We start from the raw sequence: 23,014 nt of genomic DNA on the forward strand, positions 1-23,014 counted from the left end.
ACCTATCTATGCCCTCCCTTTTCGTACGAATCGTGCTGTGTTTACTGATTTCGGTACACAGTCTGGCTCAGTCCACAAAACCTTCGGGAATAACAACTACATACCGCAATCCGGTTATTCCGGGCGATTTTGCCGATCCATCCATCATTCGCGTTGGGGATACGTATTATGCCGTTGGCACCTCGTCGGAATGGGGGCCTGCTTTTCCAATCTATACGTCAAAAGACCTGGTCAACTGGACGTACGTTGGCCCTGTTTTTCATAAACTCCCGTCTTGGACCATGGGCAGTTTCTGGGCTCCCGAACTTGTCTATCGGCAGGGCACTTACTATGTTTATTATACAGCCCGCCGAAAGTCGGACAAGCACTCGTTTATAGGCGTAGCTACGGCCCGCAACCTACGAAGCGGCTTTACCGATCATGGGCTGCTACTGGAATGGACAAGCGAAGCCATTGACCCATTTATCATTGAAGATAAGGGTAAACCGTATATAACCTGGAAAGCCTACGGCCTCGATAAGGGCAAAGCCATTGAATTGCTGGGCGCGGAATTATCGGCCGATGGCTTAAAAGTAATCGGCCAGCACTTTTCCTTATTAACGGCTGACCGTTCGGGTTGGGAAGCGGGCGGCATGGAAGGCCAGGCTATTTTCAAACGGGGTATGTATTACTACATGACCTATTCAGGGAACACCTGCTGCGGAACTGGCTGTAACTATCAGGTTGGTCTGGCCCGTGCGGTGAACCTGCGAGGCCCTTGGGAGAAATTTTCCGGCAACCCGGTTTTGGTGAGTGACGACACCTGGAAATGCCCCGGCCATGGAACGGTAGTGACCACGCCCGATAATCGGTATGTCTATCTGCACCATGCGTATAACGGAACAGACTTTACGTTTACCGGTCGTCAGGGTGTGTTGAGTGAGCTGGTCTGGAACGACAAAACGCAGTGGCCCACCTTTCGGTATGGTACTACCGTTCCGGCACAGGCCGAAGCCTTCGGTGGCGCTTCCCAGAAACCTATTTCTCCGCAAACCGTTCACTTTACCAACCCAGGCGCTGCTCTTCCCTGGGTTTGGGATGTCAGTCAGACCGAACCTCCGACTACGATTCAGGCTGGTCAACTACAGCTTTCTAGCGTATCGACCAGCCCAACGGGAAGTTTTCTGGGGCTGGTCATTCAAAAAGGTACGTATACGTTTTCGGCCGACATAACTCCGCAGCCCGGTATTCTGCAAAGCATTTGTGTGTATGGCGATGCGAACAATTCGCTAGGTTTTGGCATTCGCAACGATTCGCTCGAATTGTGGCAGGTGAAAGACGGCGTTCGACAAGTATTGAAAAACCATCGCTTAACCGAAAACGTATCGGAATCGGACATTACCTTGCAGGTACACAGCCATGTTGGGCAATATTATACTTATAGCTGGCAAACCTCCGGTGGAAAGCCGCAACAGATAACGACCAATCCCGTCAACGGCTCCTTTCTTCCCCGTTGGGACCGTGCCCCCCGTATCGGTATCAGCGTGTCAGGGCCTCCGCATACGCACAGCCTGATTCGGACTGTATCGCTAACCTATCCCTGACATTGATCAATCTCTATACACTATAAAGCACCGTATATATTGTGACAAGGACGAAATACAAAATGCCCCGAAGGAATTTATTTGGTGTTCTTTCAAAAGAGCGTTTTCCTGAGATTGGATGAAGTTTAACTAGGTAAGACGTCTCTTCTGCTCACTGTCGTTTAATAGAGTGGCTGGCTAAATACATCTATAGCTTACTCATCAGTTGGTTGTACTGACATCAAATTCTTTTGTTTTTGACTCCACCAGAATCTGTGTGTGGCATTGCTCAATAAGCTGAAGAATTTACTCGACTAGTGGCCACTCAATTTAAGGGCATACTTCTTGAGGATGCTTTTAAATTCGGCCATATCAGTAGATGCATTACACAGAAACACAATGCCAACCTCATGGTTGAATTCAATCAAACTGGAAACGCCTGGGTCACTACCCGGGTGACCAATAAAACCGTCCGGGTAAAGCTCCCAGAATACCCCGTTATTATACTTAGTTACATCGTAATTGCCAATTTTATCCCTGTTCGTGAAAAAAGGCCTTACCATTCTTTGCACCATTTTCTTCGGTAAAATACGGGATGAGTTGTTTAGAGACTTAATCATTTCTTGCACAAACTGACTTAATTCCCCAGCGGATGTGACCAGTCCACCGTCAGGATAGGTGACTGAAGTGTAAAAAGGAAATGCCAGATCGGCATTATAGTAGGGTATAGCTCGGCTACGTAGTGTTTTAGGATTGATAAACCAATCGGATTGGCTCATTTTTAAGGGCGCAAAAATGTATTTATGCGTAAAATCCGAAAAACTCATCTTCGCCTTTGTTTCAATTAAATAGGCTGCCAAGGCGGAGCCAATATTACTGTAGCTATAGTATGTTCCTGGTTTTTGGTTTAAGAAATTACGGGTAGAATAGAGGTTTCCCTGGGTGGACAGATAGCTAACCATAAACTCATGTAATGTTGTATCGGTTAAGTCACCGCCCAAATCGGCTTCTTTGATGAGTGCGATTGAAGATGCGTCTGTATGGTCGGTAATTACGAACCGATAGGTCTTAGCATAAACGCTGTCATTATCAGTAATTCCCGAAGTATGAGTGACTAAGTGTTTAATACGAATGGTTTCAGCCGGAAAATACGGGTTATAAATGGTAAATGGCAGTAGTTTGTTGATATCCGATTCTAAATTAAAATAGCCCAGTTGAATCGCTTTTATTAAGGCTAACGAGATAAACGCCTTACTGACGGAGGCAATGTTGATGGTGGTGTTCAAGTCGAACGGTTTTTGGTTTTTGATATCCGCATACCCCAGCGACTTTTGATAAAGTATCCTCTTACTATTTAGAATTGTCACCGCACATCCGGGAATAGCTGATTGTTCAAAACGAGCCGTTAAGTCTCGGTCTAAACTGTCCAAATACTTGTGCTGTCCTGTTGCTTTTGTAGCTAGTCCTAAAACGGAAACAAATACGAGCAGGATAAAGAGAATTTTAGGTAAACTGGAGGTTGATCCGTTCATAGTTCTAGTCAGCTTCAGGCATTTTGACCAAGCAACAATCGGCGAGTTGCTCCCAAGTAGCCAAACGAACATTTAGTTACCCACTAACGCTCTTGTTTGCGTGGGTCTACTCTACTGATGCCTAATCTAATCCAAGGGTTGTCGGCTTGAGCGGAGCTTAACAAATTTTAACGGATGATACTTGGGTAGCTGTACTAACGACTCATTAAAGGCCCGGTTTTACGATATAAAAGCGGCTAATGCTCCCGGCTTTAGCCGGGGGATACAGCCGCTAATTGTTTTTCTGGTCCTGAATATACCGTTTGATGGTTTCTTCTGAGATATGCCCAACCGATTCAGCATAATACGAACGAGTCCACAAGGTAGGCAATCTGGTACGAAGGCTGATATATTCCTGCCTGAGTATTCGGCTTGTATAGCCCTTGATTTGTCCGGCAATGTTGTGTACGCTATCGATTGGCCGGGCCTCTACAAACAAATGTACATGGTCTGGCATCACTTCCATTTCATGTACCGTCAACCCCATCGCAAACGCTTTTTCCATAATCAGTTCTTTGAGCCTGACTTCAATGTCTGGTATCAGCACCTTGCGCCGGTATTTGGTACACCAAATAATATGATACTTGAGATTGTGGACAACGTGCGACGAATAAGAATATCTGTCTGCCATTTTTATAATTATTTATTAGGCAAATATATATCTATTTTGTAGATTCGCCTAATGATTCAGGTCAAGACATACCGTTACAAACTGGCCCCTAATTTGTCCCAACAGAGGGCATTAGGCCAATGGCTTGGTGCGTGTCGATACGTCTATAACCTGTCGTTGTCCTACAAAAAGACCTTATGGGAGCAATATAAAATCAGTATTGGCAAGAACGACATTCAGAAAGAGTTAGCAAGCATTGCTAAAGATACCGACTGGTTAGGCTGTGTGCATTCTCAAGTGTTGCAGGAAGTCACTGACCGCGTATTCAATGCGTTTGATGGTTTCTTTAACCGGGCCGCCGGGCGGCCGGGCAAGGGCTTTCCAAAGTTCGCCCGGAAGGGTCAATATCAGTCGTTTAGCTTTAAACAGGGCGTTAAAATCAACAATACCCATGTACAGTTGCCCAAATTCGGCAAGATAAAATACCGCAACAGTCGAGATTGCACGGGAACAATAAAACGGGCAACGGTTCGTGAATGTGCTGACGGTTGGTATGTGTGTCTGTGTGTAGAAACGGACATTGAATCACTACCTATCAATCAGAACAGCATTGGTATTGATGTAGGTATCAAATCGCTTCTTGTTACTTCAGACGGCGAAACGATTGATAACCCCAAACATCTCTACAAAGCGGAGAAAAAGTTAAAGAGACTACAACGAAGCGTTAGCCGCAAAAAGAAGGGCAGTGCTAACAGGAAGAAAGCGGTAAAAAAGTTAGCGCGTCAGCATCAGAAAGTAGCCAATACCCGGAACGATTTTCAGCATAAAGTAACGACTCGGCTCATTCGTGAAAACCAAGCGATTGCCTGTGAATCGTTGCAGATTCAAAATATGTTAGCCAATCACAATCTGGCAAAGTCCATCTCGGATGCTGGTTGGTATAGCCTAACCCAAATGCTTGAGTATAAAGCGAAATGGTATGGTCGAACGTTTGAGAAAGTGTCTGCCCGGCATACTTCGCAAGACTGTTCAGCGTGTGGCTACCGTAATACCGAACTAACGCTTGCGGTTAGGTTGTGGACGTGTCCGAGTTGTGGCAATATCCACGACCGTGACCAGAATGCGGCCCAGAATATCAAGAAAAAGGCGGTAGGGCATACCGTGTCAGCTTGGGAAGTATACACGCCGGTTGCGGTGGTAGCCCAAGAATCTCCCGGGCTTTAGCCGGGAGAGTGTCAAAAACGTATGATGTTGGTCGTACGTTTGTAAAATGAGATTTGGGTAACCTATAAATGTTAGTTTATAGTGGGACATGAAAAGTCTTTAAATGACAATGCCCACGACATGACTAAGTAACGACGAAGGACAATATTGTTAACAGCCTCTCTTTCTTAAAGATGCCTTGTGACCATTAAAGAGAAAGGGCAGTAGCTTACAAAACCTCCAACGCCAGTTTATCCTGCAAGCGGGTATAATCGGCCAATAAGCCTTCCACTTGTTTAGCGATTTCGGGCGTAAATGTGCCTACCTCACGACGGGTATAGGTCGATATGTCGAAGCCACGCAGTTGCAGGAAGTATTTCGACACGGTTGGGTACACGTTATGAATCACATCCATACTGTCGATCAGAAACTGCTGTACCTCCCCTACTTCCTGCTGTAAATCCGTGTGATTATAATGCTGGCACAACCAGACAATCAGCTCAGGGAAGAAGTTGCCCTGAATGCAGGAAAGTCCGGCCGAACCGGCCTTGAGCGATTCGACGGCATGAACCATATAAGCATCGTACAACCCGAAACCAGGTCGGTTGGCCAGTCGTATCTTCTCCCGGATCTGATCAATGTCCAGGCAGGTATCTTTATGGTAGATCACCCGACCCGTATCGACAAACAGCTTCAACTGCTCAGGCGAAATCAGGCGTTTATACGGTACCGGACACTCGTAAAAGCCAACCGGAACCGTATCCGTTTGATCCAGCAATTGAAAAACGCGGTCGTTGAACACGTCATCCGAATCGGTTTGTTCGGCTAGTAGCCCCGTAATCAGGATAACGGCATCCGTCCCTTTATCGGCAACCTGCTTCACAAAATCAGCTTGCTGAGCAATAGGTCCACCAAATGTACCCGTAGCCACAACAGGCACTCGACCATTGGTTACCTTGATGACGTGTTCGATGATCTGAAGCCGCTCCTGCTCGCTCAGTTCAAACATTTCGCTCGACAGGCAATTGGCAAACAACCCAGCGGCACCGGCTTGTAAGTATAGCTCCGTCAGTCGGGTAAGCGAGTCGAAATCAATAGCGCCACTGTCCGTGAACGGCGTGAGCATTACAGGGATAAAGCCCTTTTGCGAAGTTTTGTTAGTCATTGGTAAATACACTGGCCTCTTTGGTTTGCTCCGAAGGTCGGCCTTTAAGTTTAGTCAGTACAACACCCACCAGGAAAATAGTGAGCGTACCGACGACAATAATCATGTTGCTGTGTAATGGATTGCGAAGGTATCCGTACTCGTCGGGTAGCTTGGGCGAAAACGTCAGCCAGACAATGACGAGTACCCCGATCACGACGGCTGTCAACGCTTCTGCACTCTTCGTTTGTCGACTGATTAGCCCTAGCAGAAAGAGACCCAGCATACCAGCCGCAAAAATACCCGATAATGTCCACCAGGTATCCAGAATGCTTTTCACACCGATCATAGCCAGTCCGGCGGTCAAGCCAAATACACCTACCACAACCGTGGAAATGTGTAACAACCGAAGCTGTTTCTGGCTCGATGGATTCGAATTAATGTACCGCTTGTAAATATCTTCGGTAAAGACGGTGGCCGATGCATTCATCCCCGAACTGATGGTACTCATCGCTGCCGACAGAATGGCCGAAATAATGAGCCCCATCAGGCCAACTGGCACATTGGTAACCATGAAATTAGGCATCACCTTATCGCCATAGTCGGCAGGTTGCAGCGTCGATGCCAGTTGGTTCACTTCAGCAGCCGATGCACCGGCTGGTAATCGTTCAAGTGCGACATTATGCCGAATGACCTCAAGGAGCTGAGGGTACTGCTGATAATAGCCAAACAGGCAGGCACCAATGATAAAAAACAGCAGCGAAGCCGGTACATACAACCAAACGCAGAGCCAAAGCGATTTCGACGCTTCTTTCTCCGATGCCGTCGTATGGTAGCGCTGGATGTAGTTCTGGTCCATGCCAAAATTGTTCAGGTTGATGAAGAAGCCATAGAACAGCACGACCCAGAATGTCGATTGCGTAAAATCGGGGGAGAGACTACCCAGGCTGAATTTGTCGTGCGCTTTACCGATCTCGATAATGGATGAAATGCCCCCCGGCATCGCCTGCACAATGAGGTACATAATCAGCAAAGCCCCAAACGTTTTGATGACGCCCTGCACAACTTCGGTCCAGATCACGGCTTCCATTCCACCCATCACGGTGTAAATGATGATACAAACGCCCATCACCACCATAATGGTCTGCATCGAATACCCCGTAAGCGCCTGTAAACTCAACGCAATACCCAGAAAGATCGACCCCATCCGCGCCAGTTGGGTCAGCAGGAAACAGACGACGGCATAAGTTCGCGCCCATGAACCAAACCGATGCTCGAAATGCGTGTAGGCCGACACTTCGCCCGAACGCCTATAAAACGGAATAAAATACCGGGATGCCACAAAAGCCGCCAGCGGCATGGATAAACTGAATACAAACGAATTCCAGTTACCCCCGAAGGCTTTGCCCGGCACACCCAGAAACGTATTGCTGCTCAAGAACGTCGCGTAGATGGATAAGCCAGTAGCCCAGCCCGGTATTAAGCCGGAAGCGGTCGTAAACTGGTCGGCATTCTTGTTCTTTCGGGAGAAATACACGCCCACCAGCACCATGGCTACGAGGTACACAGCAATAACGCCAAGGTCGATCAGGGGTAAGTTTTTCATAGTTTTTTCTGGCATCCCAACGCAATCGGAATGGCAAGGTAAGGGTGTCTATTCAAAAATCCTTTCTCAGGCAGGGTCTTTTAAAACCTTCGGACCGCCACCGGAGCCAGTGTATTGCTTTTAAATACTTGTTTTCCGTTCGAAAGGACTATGAATCCCTTGCCTTTTCCGTAATGCTTCCCGGTTTTGTCGTACAGAATAGTCAGTATCTTTCCGTGATACAATACGTTGTCCAGACAAAACCAGTCCCATTTGCCCTCAGGAATGAGGGGATGAATTTCCAGAACGTTATCTGAACGGGGCTTGAGACCGATCAAATCGTTGATGATCAGATCAGCAAAGCCCGAATGGTTATAGAATTTACTCCGTGGATTGTCGCCTTTCAACCATTCTCCGGTCTTCTCGTCCTGATACTCACCCAGATAAATCGCTCCGTTCATTGTATGGGAGCGAGCATATTTCAGCAGTTCATCGTAAAACCCCGACTTGTTCATGCGCCCCTGATTTTTATAATCCGTCAGCAGGTTCGACAGTCCTTTCAGCGTTTGTGTAGTCGCAAATGGCCACACCGCCCCATCCCATTCGCAGCCATGCCCCGACCCATGCGTACGAAATCCTGGATGCCTGCGTTCAGCGGTCGTAATTCCCCAGGGAGCGTCGAAGCCACTTGTATCCGTTAGCTGATCCCATTGTCGGGCATAGTCCGATGTATCGTCGGGTAAATTAAAATACCAGGGAATAAAGCCAATGGCCTCACGTGCGTTAGCAAAAGCCCCATTCGGATACCTGACCTCGAAAAAATGAGCTTCTTTATTCCACAGGCTATCGAGCGTCAGCTTTTTCAGTTCAGTGGCCTGTTGCTCATACCGACGCTGAAGCGTATCGTTTTTAACCAGAGCGGCCATGGCTGCCAGAGCTTTGGCATTGCCATACATGTAGCTGTTGATGGTTGGGCGACGATTTTTGTCTTTCCGCGAGCCACTGATGGATTCTTCCATCGCATCGCGCACATCGAACTGCCAGAACAGGCCGCTGGGCAACTGTTTTTCCTGCTGCCATTTCCGATAATCGGCATCGAGTGTCAGCAGGTTTTTCTGAACAAACGGCTTGTCGAGGTTGACCAGATAACGTTTATACACTGCATCATCGACCCAGCTGCTGAATGCGTGAAACCGCTGCACTGTATGTTTAGGGTCGACGTACAACCAGAACGAAATATAGTCATCGATGTATTCCGGCGTATGTAGCCAGCGCCCTTCGTAAATATGATGACCAAGGGCGCTGCTGATGGCATTATACTTTCCCGCATGGTTCATCTTGGTGATGAACTCTGTGAAAATGAACCCTTCCGGTGTTTCTTTCAGGTGCTTCCGAAACGCCCACCAACGATAATAGTAGATCGTATTCAGGGCTGAGTCCGGGCAGTCGAACAGGGGGATATTTTTCGACAGCCACTCAAACGACTGATCGTTGGGCACGTAATTTTTGACAGCCTCCTCCTGATCGACTGTGTTGAAATAGTTGACGTATTGCTTCAGTTTATGAGTTGTCAGCACTTTAGCCGACTGAGCCTCCGCCCAATTGGCAGTCAGACAGGTCAGTAGCCATAAACAAGGTACGATTAAACAACGTTTATGGAGTGAGTTCATGCACTATAAAGCATATCGAAACGGGCCGTATCGGAAGAAAATTCAAAATTAATTAGAATAAACCGCTACGGAATATGCTATTTTCACAAGCCATTATAGGATGTTAGCGTGTTTGAGAAACGCATGAGCGAACAGTTCGTCTGCAATTGTATCGCGGATAGGCAATGGACTAAAGAGAGTTGGAGTCTTAAAAACATATTTTTATTAAGCCGTAAATTAGTTTACAATAAAATTTACAGTTTATCAAATTTTGACAATACGATCATTAATGGGACTGTAATGCGTCATGAATAAAGTGGAAATAATAGTAAATATTGCTCTTACCGAAGAATATGATAAACCAGCTACTATTGACTTGATCAATAAATATAAAGCTAACTGTATCGAACTTGCTAATGCTGTCATTGATGATCTTGATAATCATGAAGAATTAGATCCTTCGATTAAAAAAATTATCATTACTGATAATTACGAAACGGCTGTACAAGAGCAAGCTAATCTATGGAATCTCAGGACATATTATCATACTATAGGCAGAGGTTATCGCGGTGTTGGTAAAGTCGTCTATAATGAGCAAGAAAATAGACCAGAACGTTATATTTTTATTCCTAGCCACCTAGGAACCGAACAAATTTTCCCACTTGTTCTATACGGACTTGCCCTTGAGGTTTATTCAACGAGTATATTACCCAAACGGCTTCAATCTATCCGATTAATTAACCTCCCTTGGACTTTTCATAGCCATATAGAAGCTACTTTGCCAAGGTGGATTAAAACCTATTGGACACGCAGCAAAATTGCGGAGCGATTTGATCGTGAATTATTCGTTTATCGATCACCCGACGACTGCTACTCTGCTTTCTCACGTGATCTCAAAAAATTCCTTTTTGAGTATAATTGCTATATAGGTGACGGACAATCAGATAATACGCAAAGAATAGGTATATTTTGGGAGAAGCTTTTCATGTCAACCGAATTCTTAATTGCAGGATTATTAGAAGCGGCTCCTTACTATGATGGTGATTTACCATTTACAAATCCCGAGATTGCTCCCATTTTGAATAATATTGTTATAGAAGCAAAAATTCTTACTCAGGCTATATCACATCAAGAGCCATACTCAATTGAAAAGCTCAAATTAGGTCTACACGAATTCTATAAGCAACTCGGTATAAATATTATAGAGCATCCTTCTGCTATTGAAATTCGTCTGGTAAAGAATCCAAAACGTTACCCCAAGAGTGATATAGTAGATGTGGAGCCACGTTTCGTCTGCTTCATGGATATTCTTGGCTTTTCGGCAATGGTTGATGAGTACGACCAAGATTCATCATCTAATGTCCTTCAGAAACTTCAAACTGCTTTCAAAGAAGCTCTCCTAGTATTAACCTCGTATTCACAGTTTCAGAACATAGATGAAGATGAATCGGAAATTGAACATTTAGAATATCGCGTTTTCTCAGATTGCATTTGTATATCACTACCTTATTTTGACAATGAAGTCAATTACACTACGAATCTAACGCTGCTACTCACCTATGCACGAGGACTTCAAACCGCCTTAATGACCAAGGGGGTATTTACACGCGGTGGAATTGCATCTGGCCCATATTATATGGATGATAACATTTTGTTTTCTAAGGCAATGATCCGAGCATATATTATTGAAAGTAAAGAGGCTATTTATCCAAGAATTGTACTTGATAAAGCTATCATTGAGAAATTAAGTACTTACTCAGCTACATCGCTATATCTTCAATCAGTCTTAGCCTTACTAGCTAAAGACACTAGTGGCATTATATTTCTCAATCCGTTCAATTCTTCACAGAACTCTGTTAATCAGTTTAAGCATTCAATGGATAGTATTCAGACTTCACTAAATAATATCGCTGATATAGATGACGGATTTTCCAAAATAGAAGATAGTGTCATCCAAAATATAAGGGACTGGAGCCTTTCTCTTGTTGAGAATAATATTGATACTGAAGCTGACAAAATGCTTAATGAAGTTATACGAAGAGAAATACAACACCAGCGTTGGAGGTTAGAAATCCAAAAAAGTGAAGTATCTGTTGATTCTAATGCTTTTAAAAACATTGAAAAATCTTTATCGAAATACAATTGGTTAGAAAGTTTTATGAATTGGGCTACTGGCACATCTTTGACCAATTCTGCCGAATTTGAGTATTGCAAATTTTAGAAGGCAAAACACTCGTCAGCGACGTAAAACAAACTATTAAGCGGCCTTAAAGGTATTTTTTGCGTCATAGACCCGGACCTCAGACATCCGCGATTCAATCGCGGACAAGCTGAAGAGCAGTTTATAGTTTATATCTGCGGGTCCTGCTCGTAGATAGTCCACAACTGCGCTTGCGATGCAGATTTTTTAGCCAGTATAATTCGGGAGTTAACAGACCCTTTACTATCGACGGGCGTGATGTACAGGTCTGACCCTTTGAGTTTGATACGATAGGTGTCTTTTCCGGCGGAGATAAATTCATATTCCTGGTTGTCCTGTGAAGACACCAGCGGCTGCTGTTCCAGGTTAGCTCCCTCACATACCTTCCCGCTTTCAGGCTGCAACGTTTTGCTGGTGAACAAATTACGGAGTTGATAGGTATCGCCCTCTACATGCACGAAATCCCAGGTAACGCATTTCCAATTCACGGGCGAATAGGCAACGATGGGCGTTCCATCTGCTTTTCGGGCATCCTGAACCCGCAACAACTACCCAGTCTGAACATTTTTGATAGCATAGTGCCCCCGAATTGACGGCGGAAAGGCACTACCAAGACCCATATACAGGTCGATCAGAAGCAGGAAAATGAGTTTGTTTTTCATCTTGAGGAGCGTACCGTTTGTGTAACTTTCCGAATCGGCATGGTTTGCACAACGCATAATGCTTCGGAAAGTTACACAAACTTCGCTATTTGGTAAGCGTCAGATGCTCATTTTCAGCGGGATTACTATTATCCAGCTTGATGGCCGACGAATTGGCATCCATAATGGTCCAGGTCTTACTCAACTTGTCATAAGGCGTTTTTATACCAAAGCTGAGCGTTACCGTTTTAGAATCGGCGGGTGTCCCATAGTAGCTGTTTCCGCCCCACGACCAGGAACCTACGGTCGTCTGCCCACCTTGTGTTGCGGTAGCTTTTCCATCACTGGTGAAATTAATGCTGATGCTTCCCAGCGCTTTCAGTTTATCTTCGGTTCCCTGTACATAAGAACTAATTACCCAGGTACCGGGTGCCAGTATCTGAGGAAATGTAGTAGCCGTCGTGGCAGGCGCTACATCATCCGTACTTTTCTTACAACCCACAGTCAACGTCACAACCAGCAGCAGAGCAAACAGAATCGGTTTCATAGTAGCGTACAATTTTGAGGTGAATGATGCTACTAATACGAAAAAGTAGTGTGGCAGGTTGCGTTGATGCTACAATCGCGGACGAGCAACGACTCTTTAGTTTTCAGGAATGTACCAGAATGGAATCTGATAATACGGCTGGGACTTATTGACCGAATCGGGTACGGTGATGCGAAGTAGATTCCGGCCGGCTTTCAACCCACTGGTCATTAAAACGGTAGTCAGTCCGCGCTGCCCGTTGTCGGCACGTTGGGTGAACAGGAAACCCGGAGCCCGATAGAGCGAGTCATTTACATAGACACCAAAATACGACTCCAGTGATTTCAGATACCAGGCAGCCCGCTTCTCGCGTTTTTCTTTCTTCGACAGACTAGCCGGCCATTGAGGTTCTTTGAATCGCTTCGTTAGTTCGCTATCCAGCAGTTTGGGATAACTGACAAACAACCGAATATAGGGCTCACGAATTACGTCGGACTGGATACGGGCCTGATCGATCAGTTGATCGGCTGTTCGTAAATTATCGAATGCATTTGCATCAACTAGTCGGTTTGGGTCACGCGTCGACATAAACGACCGACTATCAAACACGTCGGTTGCATTCCTGACCTGAACAAGTTGGCCTGTCATAAATACGATTTCTATGAGCAAACCCAGACCGATTATCCATACATATCGTTTTTGCAGGATGTTTTGCGGAATCTGGCTGGTGAAGGTAAGGCTGATGTACTGCGCCGGTCGATACAGGCCCAGGAATACAATGGAAAATCCTTCGCTCATCCGAAAGACAATCGGCGCGAATCGATCGTCATTACGAAACCGAGGTAAATTAAGAATAGTATATACAATGATAAATACTGACACAAGAGTCGCCAGTGACCAGCCTACTACTGTACGAACGGTTTCATACAGATGATCAGGTACCAGCAGTTGCAGGCTAGCCTCAACCAGGACAAAAATTGCGTAAAAACCAGTAATGCCAAATAAGAAAAATACCAAACTGAAGGCCAGCGCAAAAACAACATTGCATCGCTTATCCAGCCGGATTATGTAGTCGGATAACGTACCCATTTCGCCAGCCAATCGTTGCTGGGCATACCGGCTCAGCTTATAGATGCGATCATACCGAATGCCATCTGGATAAACAGCCAGCAGCCCCACGAGCCCAATCCAGAAAGCCCGCATAACAAAATTGGCCAGAAAAGCGCCAAACAATACGTAACAGGCCCCTTTCATGATCCCAAACATTTCTGCGGGCATCATCTCATGAATTAAATCGGCATCGGTCATCAGGTTATACCGATAATAGGTCAGTGCACTTTCCAGTAGATCGGGCAGGCTGAGCGTAGCAAACATAGCGGCTCCTGAAACAATTAATTCCAAGTTCCAGCTCTGGGCCGTTAACTCACGAAGCTTATCCTGAATCTCCGGTTCAGCAGACGGTTGGGGTTCTATGGGAGTTTCATCGGGAAGGGTCATATTCCTAACACGGTGGTTTATCGGCAAAATAGCGCTTTTCGCCAATTCTTCGCACCGTTGGTTCGCAATTGTATCCTAGTCGAACCATAAAAAAATAATCCCCTGATTTGTAACCATTCAGACTATCTATCTAATGAATTAGCAATGTCCAGATAACGATCATCTGTTACCCATGAACGATTCGTAGCCTAAGCTTACGTAAAAGCCTTACGTTCATGAATCTTCAGGAAAAATTCACGGCAACCAATTTCATAAATGAATATTTATCAATATTTGATTACTAAATGTACTTTTGGAGCGCGTTTAAGGCCTGCCCAAACAGCTTCCTATGACGAAACTATTCAAGCCCGGTCGGTTGCTACTAACCAACACGTGCGGTTTTTCAGAACCGCTTATACATCATAGCTTTTTCTTCGGAGGGGACGCGACAAACTCTTTATTACTTTTCCCCAAATCGACAGACGTAGCCACGGCAATGCCACGCTGATCGGCTTTGTTGACAGCACAATAGAAGTGGTATACAATACCTTTATGCTTAACGACGAATGACTTATGGGCGTATAAGTCATCATACGGTCCCGACGGCTCAATCAGATTAGCCCCCGTCCAGTCGGTCCAGTTGACTAGATCGGTCGATACGGCAAAACGGTTAAATGCCCCCTTTCGATCCTCCCAAAACGCGCCGAAATAGAACATAACATACAGGTCACCCATTTTCTGAATCACCGCATCGCCCGTAATTCCGGCCGAATGCATCAGCACGGGTTCTTTATGGAAGCGTTGCCAATTCAGCATATCGTCGGAAACGGCCATACCAATCCGCTCATATCCACGGTATTTCGGCACTCCGGTCGTATCGCCGTTGGCATTGTAGTACATCACAAACCGATAGCCCGTTTTTTTCTGCTGATCCTCAATGATTGTACTTTTGTACAACTTCCGATTCTCCCACCAGCGCGTATCCGGGTCTTTAGCGGTCAATACGGGTTTAGGATTCCGTTGCCATTCATGCGCTTTTGTAGGGTCATCTGAAGTATAGGCAATGCCAATCGACAGGTCACCAGCTTCGTACCCTTTGCCATTGCCTCCGATGTACGACATCCAGTAGTTGCCGTTGTATTTGTTCAGGGCATAACTGCCACCCCATTTCAGGTCCTGCAACGCGTTATAGCCTGCCTTCTGATTAGCGTCCCAGCGAGTGGTTTTGGTTGTATCCGAAAACGACATAAGCCGACCGAGCGTATCCCAATGCAGCAGGTCGTTGCTTTTGGCCAGCCAGGTTTCGTAGCCGCGACCGTCGTAGATCAGGTAAGTCATATACCACTGGTTGCCTTTCTGAAAGATTGTTGGGCAGTCCATTTTATGCTCATTATCGGCGGGGGTCATCACCAGCCCGTATTTGAATGGGGTTTTCACCTCGTTATACACATGTTGCATCTGCATATCGGATACGCGGCTGATCTGCGCAAACAGCGATGTAGGGAGAAGACAAAAAAGTACAATTCGGATGTTTAGGAACGTCATAGCAGCTTATAGATAAACCACTCAGCCACTTCATTCAGCCGAATGGTTATCCAAGAGTACAAAACTATCCGTGATAAAGACTATAGGTATCTATAATTTCCCCGAAAGATTGTCTGATGTTAGCGTGTGCAGCATCAGCCTGCCTAAAAAATGCATTTCAAATAGGTCATGTTGGCACCGAAGTTATTCCTAACAAACAGAATTTTAAACAATCTGAACATTACCAGCGCCTGGCAAATAGCCATATTGCATATTAATCTCAAAATAAATCTAAAAACGCGCCCAATGTCTATATCATTTTCTCGGCAATGTATAGGATATTATCATCCTCTATTAAATTCACGTAATCTCTCTGCTTAAATGCTACAATTGTGTTGTTAGTATGCTAAACAAGTTGCGTTTCCTGACCTTAAAACTCCTATCCCTCCTGTATCTCACACGCTTTATCGGGTAAAATGAAGCCTTTCCTGACTTATGGGTAGTAGGTCTGTATCTTTACATCGACCTGCCTAAACCACCCGTTTACATGAAACGTGTTCTCTTTTTGTTAGCTGGATCGCTTTTTTTTAGTAGTATGACGCCTGGATTCTCCACCAACACAACAACTGAGCCTCCCAAAGCCGGTATTGAAAAAACACGCTTCGGTACGTTTCCCGACGGGCGCGAAGCTGATCTGTTTACGCTTCGGAATGCTACTGGCATGACCGTCAAAATTACCAATTATGGCGGCTATATCGTGTCGATTGCCACGCCTGATAAATCGGGAAAACTGGACGACATAACATTGGGGGTTCCTACTTTCGATGATTACATAAAAGGAACACCCAGCTTAGGGCCGATTATTGGCCGGTATGGTAATCGGATTGCCAACGGAAAATTTACCCTGGATGGCCAGGAGTATACATTAGCCCAGAACAACAATGGCAACCACATTCATGGTGGGCCTACTGGTTTTGATAAGCGGCTCTGGAAAGCGACGCCTAAGGATGGGGCCGAACCTGCCGTTGTGCTGGAATACACCGCAAAGGATGGCGAAGAAGGGTATCCAGGGAATCTGGCGGTTACGGTAACTTACACGTTACAAAAAGATAACGGTCTTCGGATCGACTACAAAGCGACAACCGATAAACCCACGGTGTTTAACCCAACGAATCACGCGTATTTCAACCTGAGCGGTATGAAACATGATGTGATGAATCATGTGCTGATGGTAGCCGCCAACAACGTGCTGGCAACCGATCCTAAACAGATTCCGACGGGAGAGATAGTACCCGTTGCCGGTACGCCGTTCGACTTTACAAAGCCAACCCCCATCGGCGAACGCATCAACGATACCACCAATATTCAGATCAAATACGGCAAAGGATATGACCATTGCTGGGTATTCACCGATCAGTCAAAAAAACTAAAGCTGGGCGCTACGTTATATGACCCTACTACCGGGCGTTTTATGGAAACGTTTACGACTGAACCGGCAGTACAGGTGTATACGGCTAACAACCTGAACGGCAAACTGCAAAACAAAGATGGAGTGCCACTGAGCCGTCGGTTTGGGGTATGTCTGGAAACCCAGCACTTCCCCGATTCGCCTAACCATTCGAATTTCCCCAGTACCGTTCTGCGGCCTGGCCAGACGTTTTCCAGTACAACCGTGTATCGCTTCTCGGTAAAATGACCACAAGCATCAAGCTATTCCCTTTTCTAAAACTTCCTATTTGAAGCTTTTTTGGTTCGTGGTGGCAGGCTCTTACAACCTGCCACCACGAACAGAACCTGCCCTCACCCTACCTGAGCAAAACGCTGTAAGTTGATTAACGCAAACAACTTTTTAGGTTTTAGAAAAGGGAACAGGCTGAGATAATCACAAATTCCGAATATACTTCTGCCCACCCAAGTAGCGCATCTGACGGGCAATCTGACGGGTTCTTCGCTGAACGTAATTAGAGGGGTGAGCAATCGAAAACTTACGCGGATTGGGCAATACGGCCGCTATCCGGGCGGCTTCATCACGCGAAAGAGATGCCGCTGCATGATGGTAAAAGCGTTCTGATGCGGCCTCAACGCCAAACGTCATGGGTCCGGTTTCAGCCACATTCAGGTACACTTCCAGAATCCGCTTTTTACCCCAGATTAGCTCAATCAGTACTGTAAAGTAGACTTCAAGCCCTTTTCGAATGTAGCTGCGCCCGTTCCAGAGAAATACATTTTTGGCGACCTGCTGCGAAATGGTACTGGCTCCCCGTGGGCGTTTGCGGGTTTTGTTTTCTTTAATTGCATCCTGGATTTCATCGAAATCAAAGCCCCAATGAGTCGGAAACGCCTGATCTTCCGACGATACAACCGCCAATGCCGCTTCCTTGCTGATTTCGTCGTAGGAACGCCATTTTTTGTAAATATGACTGCTATGGGTGGTACTATCGCCCTCCATCCAGCGCGAAACCATCAGAGGGGTTACCACAACCGGAACGTATTTCAAGGAAATAACATAACCCAGCGAACCAAAGAAAATCCATAGGAACGCTTTCAGGCAAAACCAGTACGCACGTTCCAGAAAAGGTCGTTCGCGGATAAATTGACGGGTTTGCCCCCAACGCGACGAATCCTGCTGATTCGACCGACGGGAACGGCGGGTTTCCGGTTGTGGACTAGGTTGATTGACTTTAGGTCGTGGTATTCGGGGACCACTATCACGGAATCTATTGACAGGTTGCTGAGGATTCATAGGTGTAGGCGCATTCCGCGAAAATACTAGTAAGGCTGGTGGAAACCCGTTCTTTTTAGCGAATAAAACCAAAATCCCCGAAAAAGCGAGGCCCTACGGCACGACACACTCCCCTTACTCCACAAATAAAGTTGCAGCAACCCGATCGGCAAACAACTTGCCCGCCTGGGTCAGACGCAGCCAATCGCCCTCGCGGATAAGCCAGCCCGATGCGTACATGGCCGACAACTCATCAGCCTGTTGACAGGTAAAATCCATTCCCAGCAATTTGTTCAATTCAGTTAGTGAGCAGCCCCACTGAGTCCGTAATCCAGTCAGCAGATAGTCGTTTACCTGATCAGCAATGGTTAGTTCTTCACGTTCAGCAGGGATTTGCCCCTGCTGAATGACAGCGATATAACGTGCATTGTTGGCAATATTGTATTGCCTCGAAAAACCATTGTAGGAATGGGCACTAGGACCTACGCCCAGATAGGGCTTACGTTGCCAATAGGCGGTATTATGCCGGGCATATTGAACGACACCTTCCTGATCGGCACGGGCAAAATTCGAGATTTCGTAATGTTCGTATCCGGTCTGAATCAATGCCTGAGTCAACTCCTCAAACTGATCGGCAGCCAACGCTTCATCGGCCGGGGGTAGTTTTCCTTTCTGTTGCCAGCGCCCAAAAGCAGTGTCGGGTTCAATGGTCAGGGCATAAGCCGAGAGATGTGGTATGTTCAAGGCCAGCATCTTTTCCATATCCTGTTTCCAGCACGATTCATGGCGGTTCGGTATCCCATAAATCAAATCAACACTCAGGTTTTCAAACCCCACTTCTCGGGCCAGTCCAACGCAATTTTCAGCTTCCGTTGCCGAATGAGCGCGGTTCATCCAGCGAAGTGTTGCCTCGTCAAATGTCTGAATGCCAATACTCAACCGATTTACGTATCGACGGAGCATCGCTAATTTTTCGCGACTCAGATCATCCGGATTAGCCTCTAGCGTTATTTCCGCGTTGGGTGCTATGACAAACTGATTGTTGATCGTCTCAAAAAGCTGAGCCAGTTCATTCTCCGTCAGGATTGAGGGCGTTCCACCACCCAAATAAACCGTTTCCAGAACCGAGGTTGGCAAATACGCTTTCTGAAGGCGGATTTCAGTGCAAATGGCCTCAACCAAAGCTGGTTTCAGGCGCATGCTCGTACTAAAATGGAAGTCGCAGTAGTGGCAGGCCTGCTTACAAAACGGTATGTGCAAATAAAGGTGCATCGCTCTTAGAGACAACAAAACGGGGAGTTGGGTTCAAAAGAGAGAGGAAGAGGGCAATCAGAAACGACAACTTCGCTTCTCCTTTTATAACTTTTTCTCCAGCACAATCGCCAGTCCACGCTTTCCCTGCGTGACGCCAATGATGTCGAAGCCAACGTGTATGTTCAGGCTAAGCATGGAACGCCACTGATTGTAAGTCTGCGTTCGGATGGTATGGTACTTCTGGGTTCGGCACCACTCGTGTTGCCGGCGCATCAGTTCTGACGCAATACCGTGCCCTCTGAAATCGAGATGAACCCCACCGAGCCAGCTATAGTAGTGACCCTTCTTCCGTTCATAGCCCAGTTTACACCCAACAACCCGACCATCAGCCAGGGCTAGTTGCATTTGCAACCCTGTTCGGGATTGCTGATACGTCAGTTCAGCGAGTAGTTTGGAGCGGGATCGATTGGAAAAAACAACGGTAAGCAGATCGATCAGTGACGACAGGAGAGGTTCCTGGGGAAGCTCAGAAACGGATGTATACTGTATGTCCATCCGGCGAAGATGGACAAAAGACCCTATCGGGCAAAATCGGCCGGATCAGTCCGGGCACTTTTTACAGCGTTTGCCCTTCTTATATTTCTTGCAGCATTTCTTCAACACACACTCATAGCCCACAAAAGGGTTGGTCTGAATCAGTGTTTTAGCATCGTTCGAAGCAAGGGTATAATCAGTAGCCAGCAAATCCGTACTCATGAATCATTGTTGTTTTCTGCCACAAAGGTAAGCTTGTTTAGATTTATTACAAATTAAAATAATTGATTTCTTTTAAAAGCAATAGCCCGAAGGCGTTGGTGCTTTCGGGCTATGGATTCGTAATTAATGAATTGAAGAGCAGACTATTTTAGTGATGAATTTCTCCAGTCATATACAACTGTACCTGTCCGGAAATATCGACCCGAACGGGGTTCGTACCATCATCATTGAGTTTACACCGAATGTAGCCCCCTCGCTTTGACAACTGACGGGCCGATAGCTCCGTTTTCCCTAATCGCTCGGCCCAGTACGGCATAAGCGTCGTATAGGCAGATCCCGTTACCGGATCTTCGTCGATACCTGCCTGTGGACCAAAAAAGCGGGCTACAAAATCAATCCCAGAATCCTCATTGGCGGGTGCGGTCACAATGACTCCCCGCGCGGGTACGGTATTCATTTCCCGAAAATCAGGTTCCAGCGCTTCGATCTGCTCCTGCGTTTTGTATACCAGCATGTAATCAGTTTTGCCTTTGTAAATTTCCAGCGGTCTTTCCTTTACACTACTGATCAAGGCAGGCGGTTGGAGGTTAGCTTTGTGAACCACATCGGCCGGGAAATCGAGCGTTAACCAGCCATCCTCGCTCCGGCACACTTTCAGCATACCCGATCGGGACGTAAAAAATACCTGATCACCTAGTCCGGTATTTTCCAGGAAAAATAACACATACCCCGTAGCAAGGGTAGCATGCCCGCACAGGTCGACTTCGATAGTGGGCGTGAACCAGCGAATATGATACGTGTCTTTCTGATCGGTTTTTACATAAAATGCGGTTTCTGCCAGGTTATTTTCCGTCGCGATTTGCTGTAGTCGTTCGTCAGGAAGCCAATCGGTCAACGGTATAACAGCCGCTGGATTACCGGCAAACAATTGATCGGTAAACGCGTCAAGTTGATAAATACGCATGAGGGTTTAGGGATGTGCCAGGCACTATTAACACGTTAGGAATAGTTTTCTGTGGTTTGTAGGGTATCAAATAGGGTTGCCGAAAATTCCGTCAGTGAAGGTAGAATTACATCGGCTATTGCAAATTTAGGGTCGTTCAACTCAAAGGCTCCGGGCACTGCTATCGTTCGCATTCCTGCACTATGAGCCGATTTCAGCCCATTGCCTGAATCTTCAAAAGCCAGACAGTCGGCGGGTAATACCCCCAGCTTTCGGGCCGTTCCCAAATATACATCAGGAGCCGGTTTATTACGCGCTTCCAGCGTAGCCGAATGCCAGAGTGTGAGCGATTGGCGGATACCTAGTCGGTCGACAACCACTTCAATCAGACTCATGGGCGATGCTGAAGCAATGGCCGTTGGTATGCCCTGATGAGCGAAAAAATTCAGCGTTTCAACAGCCCCCGGCATTGGCTCAGCCATGTGCGCAATTCGCTCATGAACCCCTTCGGTAATGGCGTCGGCCAGTTCCTGAAACCCTCGCCCTGGTGCTGCCGGATCAGCCCACGGACGGCGGGCAAACCAGTAATGTACCACATCCAGAATGGGCAATCCGGTCGTTTGTTTGCACTCTTCGTCGGTCAGGTATAGCCCAACCGTGGCAAATACCTCACGTTCCATAGCTCGCCAGTGGGGTTCCGAATCCACCAGAAGGCCATCCATATCAAATATTGCTGCCTGTATCAAAATAGGTTGTAAGTCATTAAGTGGATGAATAATGTAAAATGAGCAATTAACAATTGAACATCAGTTAGGGAATCACATTATCCATTGTTCATCTTAAATTATCCATTATTCATTTACACACTCGCCTGACGGAAGGGTTTTATATCGATAGTTTCCCAAACGCCCTGCACAATATACGGGTCATTTTGCAAGTAATCATCCAGTCGGTCCTGCGATTCGAGATTTAGCAAAAGCATCGAACCAATCATTTTTCCGTCGGGATCGAGCAGGGCACCGCCCAAAATGAACTCTCCTTTTTCTTTCAGTTGACGAACGTACTCAAAATGAGCCGGACGGGCGGCCATCCGCCGATCCAGCGCGTCGGGGTCGGTATGGTCGTATGCGTGAACAACGTATTGCATAAGTGTTATGAATGTATTGACCAGCTAGGACTGGATTAAGCTAATGGGTTTGCTGTAAAATAAGCGATCGTTAATTCATAGAAGGTCCGGGCATCATCTAACAGGAGTTTTGCTTCTTTCATACCAATACTCCTTCTCTGCGAGCATTTTGATACACAGACCCAAACGATTGTTGATACCGCTTAACGGAAGCGGGTAAAACCGATACTGCCTTACCATACCGAAGAATAAAATCCATCGTAATATCACTTAATCGGAATAGCTCGGCATATGTATTTACGGTTTCGTCGTTCAGTAGTACCATCAGGTCAATGTCCGACTCCTCGTCGTAGTCGCCCCTGGCATACGAACCATACAACACCACATCATGCAGACGGTCGCCGTACAGCGTCTGCAGCGAGGTTTTAAACTCCCTCACGATGGGTTCTATGACCGGATTAATGCGCGTTTTCACGCCGAAAAGTAAGCGATTCGCCCTTTTCTTCCTAATTTCAGGCTTTC

General features: G+C 46.4%; 22 protein-coding genes. 4 read left to right on the forward strand and 18 right to left on the reverse strand.

Annotation, left to right across the window (positions count from 1 at the left end; all coding sequences use genetic code 11):
- Positions 1–8 precede the first annotated feature (8 nt).
- Positions 9–1,583, forward strand: a complete 1,575-nt coding sequence (locus BGO59_RS23475; RefSeq protein ID WP_293687302.1) for a glycoside hydrolase family 43 protein — start codon at positions 9–11, stop codon at positions 1,581–1,583.
- 293 nt (positions 1,584–1,876) lie between these two features.
- On the opposite strand, the gene BGO59_RS23480 is transcribed toward BGO59_RS23475, so the two are convergent.
- Positions 1,877–3,094: a serine hydrolase gene (locus BGO59_RS23480; RefSeq protein ID WP_293687304.1), complete on the reverse strand. Its 1,218-nt coding sequence runs from the start codon at positions 3,092–3,094 to the stop codon at positions 1,877–1,879.
- A gap of 271 nt (positions 3,095–3,365) precedes the next feature.
- On the reverse strand, positions 3,366–3,764 hold the full coding sequence (gene tnpA / locus BGO59_RS23485) for an IS200/IS605 family transposase (protein WP_293687306.1): 399 nt from the start codon (positions 3,762–3,764) through the stop codon (positions 3,366–3,368).
- A gap of 51 nt (positions 3,765–3,815) precedes the next feature.
- Here tnpA and BGO59_RS23490 point away from each other — a divergent pair, with 51 nt between their 5' ends.
- A complete protein-coding gene (locus tag BGO59_RS23490) occupies positions 3,816–4,967 on the forward strand; it encodes an RNA-guided endonuclease TnpB family protein (RefSeq protein WP_293687308.1) in 1,152 nt (383 codons plus the stop codon).
- A 208-nt stretch (positions 4,968–5,175) separates the two neighbouring features.
- Here the strand turns inward: BGO59_RS23490 and BGO59_RS23495 are convergent, their stop codons facing one another.
- From BGO59_RS23495 to BGO59_RS23505, 3 genes are all read right to left on the reverse strand, one after another.
- The gene (locus BGO59_RS23495; protein WP_293687310.1) at positions 5,176–6,111 is read right to left on the reverse strand and encodes a dihydrodipicolinate synthase family protein; all 936 of its coding nucleotides are present in this window, start codon (positions 6,109–6,111) and stop codon (positions 5,176–5,178) included.
- Entirely contained in the window at positions 6,104–7,696 is a 1,593-nt protein-coding gene (locus tag BGO59_RS23500) for a sodium:solute symporter (RefSeq protein ID WP_293687312.1), read from the reverse strand. The genes BGO59_RS23495 and BGO59_RS23500 overlap by 8 nt, the downstream gene beginning before the upstream one ends.
- 80 nt (positions 7,697–7,776) lie before the next feature.
- Entirely contained in the window at positions 7,777–9,345 is a 1,569-nt protein-coding gene (locus BGO59_RS23505) for a glycosyl hydrolase family 65 protein (protein WP_293687314.1), read from the reverse strand.
- Positions 9,346–9,631: 286 nt separating this feature from the next.
- On the opposite strand from BGO59_RS23505, the gene BGO59_RS23510 reads away from it, so the two are divergent.
- Complete coding sequence (locus tag BGO59_RS23510) at positions 9,632–11,545, forward strand: hypothetical protein (RefSeq protein ID WP_293687316.1); 1,914 nt, start codon at positions 9,632–9,634, stop codon at positions 11,543–11,545.
- Between the two features lie 128 nt (positions 11,546–11,673).
- On the opposite strand, the gene BGO59_RS23515 is transcribed toward BGO59_RS23510, so the two are convergent.
- The 5 genes from BGO59_RS23515 to BGO59_RS23535 all read right to left on the reverse strand — a co-directional run bounded on the left by BGO59_RS23515 (position 11,674) and on the right by BGO59_RS23535 (position 15,712).
- Positions 11,674–12,069, reverse strand: coding sequence for an RICIN domain-containing protein (locus BGO59_RS23515; RefSeq protein ID WP_293687317.1), 396 nt, complete (start codon positions 12,067–12,069; stop codon positions 11,674–11,676).
- 3 nt (positions 12,070–12,072) lie between these two features.
- Positions 12,073–12,243 carry a hypothetical protein gene (locus tag BGO59_RS23520; protein WP_293687319.1) on the reverse strand — a complete coding sequence of 57 codons (171 nt, stop codon included), beginning with the start codon at positions 12,241–12,243 and terminating at the stop codon, positions 12,073–12,075.
- A 28-nt stretch (positions 12,244–12,271) separates the two neighbouring features.
- Complete coding sequence (locus BGO59_RS23525; protein ID WP_293687321.1) at positions 12,272–12,712, reverse strand: hypothetical protein; 441 nt, start codon at positions 12,710–12,712, stop codon at positions 12,272–12,274.
- A gap of 96 nt (positions 12,713–12,808) precedes the next feature.
- Entirely contained in the window at positions 12,809–14,188 is a 1,380-nt protein-coding gene (locus BGO59_RS23530; RefSeq protein ID WP_293687323.1) for a hypothetical protein, read from the reverse strand.
- A 399-nt stretch (positions 14,189–14,587) separates the two neighbouring features.
- A complete protein-coding gene (locus tag BGO59_RS23535) occupies positions 14,588–15,712 on the reverse strand; it encodes a glycosylase (protein WP_293687325.1) in 1,125 nt (374 codons plus the stop codon).
- A gap of 526 nt (positions 15,713–16,238) precedes the next feature.
- On the opposite strand from BGO59_RS23535, the gene BGO59_RS23540 reads away from it, so the two are divergent.
- On the forward strand, positions 16,239–17,387 hold the full coding sequence (locus tag BGO59_RS23540; protein WP_293687327.1) for an aldose epimerase family protein: 1,149 nt from the start codon (positions 16,239–16,241) through the stop codon (positions 17,385–17,387).
- A 186-nt stretch (positions 17,388–17,573) separates the two neighbouring features.
- On the opposite strand, the gene mtgA is transcribed toward BGO59_RS23540, so the two are convergent.
- From mtgA to BGO59_RS23580, 8 genes are all read right to left on the reverse strand, one after another.
- Positions 17,574–18,434, reverse strand: coding sequence for a monofunctional biosynthetic peptidoglycan transglycosylase (gene mtgA, locus BGO59_RS23545; protein ID WP_293687329.1), 861 nt, complete (start codon positions 18,432–18,434; stop codon positions 17,574–17,576).
- Positions 18,435–18,548: 114 nt separating this feature from the next.
- Positions 18,549–19,685 carry a radical SAM family heme chaperone HemW gene (gene hemW, locus BGO59_RS23550; RefSeq protein WP_293687331.1) on the reverse strand — a complete coding sequence of 379 codons (1,137 nt, stop codon included), beginning with the start codon at positions 19,683–19,685 and terminating at the stop codon, positions 18,549–18,551.
- Positions 19,686–19,769: 84 nt separating this feature from the next.
- Complete coding sequence (locus BGO59_RS23555) at positions 19,770–20,222, reverse strand: GNAT family N-acetyltransferase (RefSeq protein ID WP_293687333.1); 453 nt, start codon at positions 20,220–20,222, stop codon at positions 19,770–19,772.
- 45 nt (positions 20,223–20,267) lie between these two features.
- Positions 20,268–20,423: a hypothetical protein gene (locus tag BGO59_RS23560; protein ID WP_293687335.1), complete on the reverse strand. Its 156-nt coding sequence runs from the start codon at positions 20,421–20,423 to the stop codon at positions 20,268–20,270.
- 148 nt (positions 20,424–20,571) lie between these two features.
- Positions 20,572–21,387 (reverse strand): PhzF family phenazine biosynthesis protein, encoded by an 816-nt coding sequence (locus tag BGO59_RS23565; protein ID WP_293687337.1) that lies wholly within the window; start codon positions 21,385–21,387, stop codon positions 20,572–20,574.
- 35 nt (positions 21,388–21,422) lie between these two features.
- Positions 21,423–22,112, reverse strand: coding sequence for a hexitol phosphatase HxpB (hxpB, locus tag BGO59_RS23570; protein ID WP_293687339.1), 690 nt, complete (start codon positions 22,110–22,112; stop codon positions 21,423–21,425).
- A gap of 113 nt (positions 22,113–22,225) precedes the next feature.
- Positions 22,226–22,513: a YciI family protein gene (locus BGO59_RS23575; protein WP_293687341.1), complete on the reverse strand. Its 288-nt coding sequence runs from the start codon at positions 22,511–22,513 to the stop codon at positions 22,226–22,228.
- 118 nt (positions 22,514–22,631) lie between these two features.
- A complete protein-coding gene (locus tag BGO59_RS23580) occupies positions 22,632–22,967 on the reverse strand; it encodes a nucleotidyltransferase domain-containing protein (RefSeq protein WP_293687343.1) in 336 nt (111 codons plus the stop codon).
- Positions 22,968–23,014 lie beyond the last annotated feature (47 nt).

Source organism: Spirosoma sp. 48-14 (genome assembly GCF_001898575.1).
GTDB lineage: Bacteria > Bacteroidota > Bacteroidia > Cytophagales > Spirosomataceae > Spirosoma.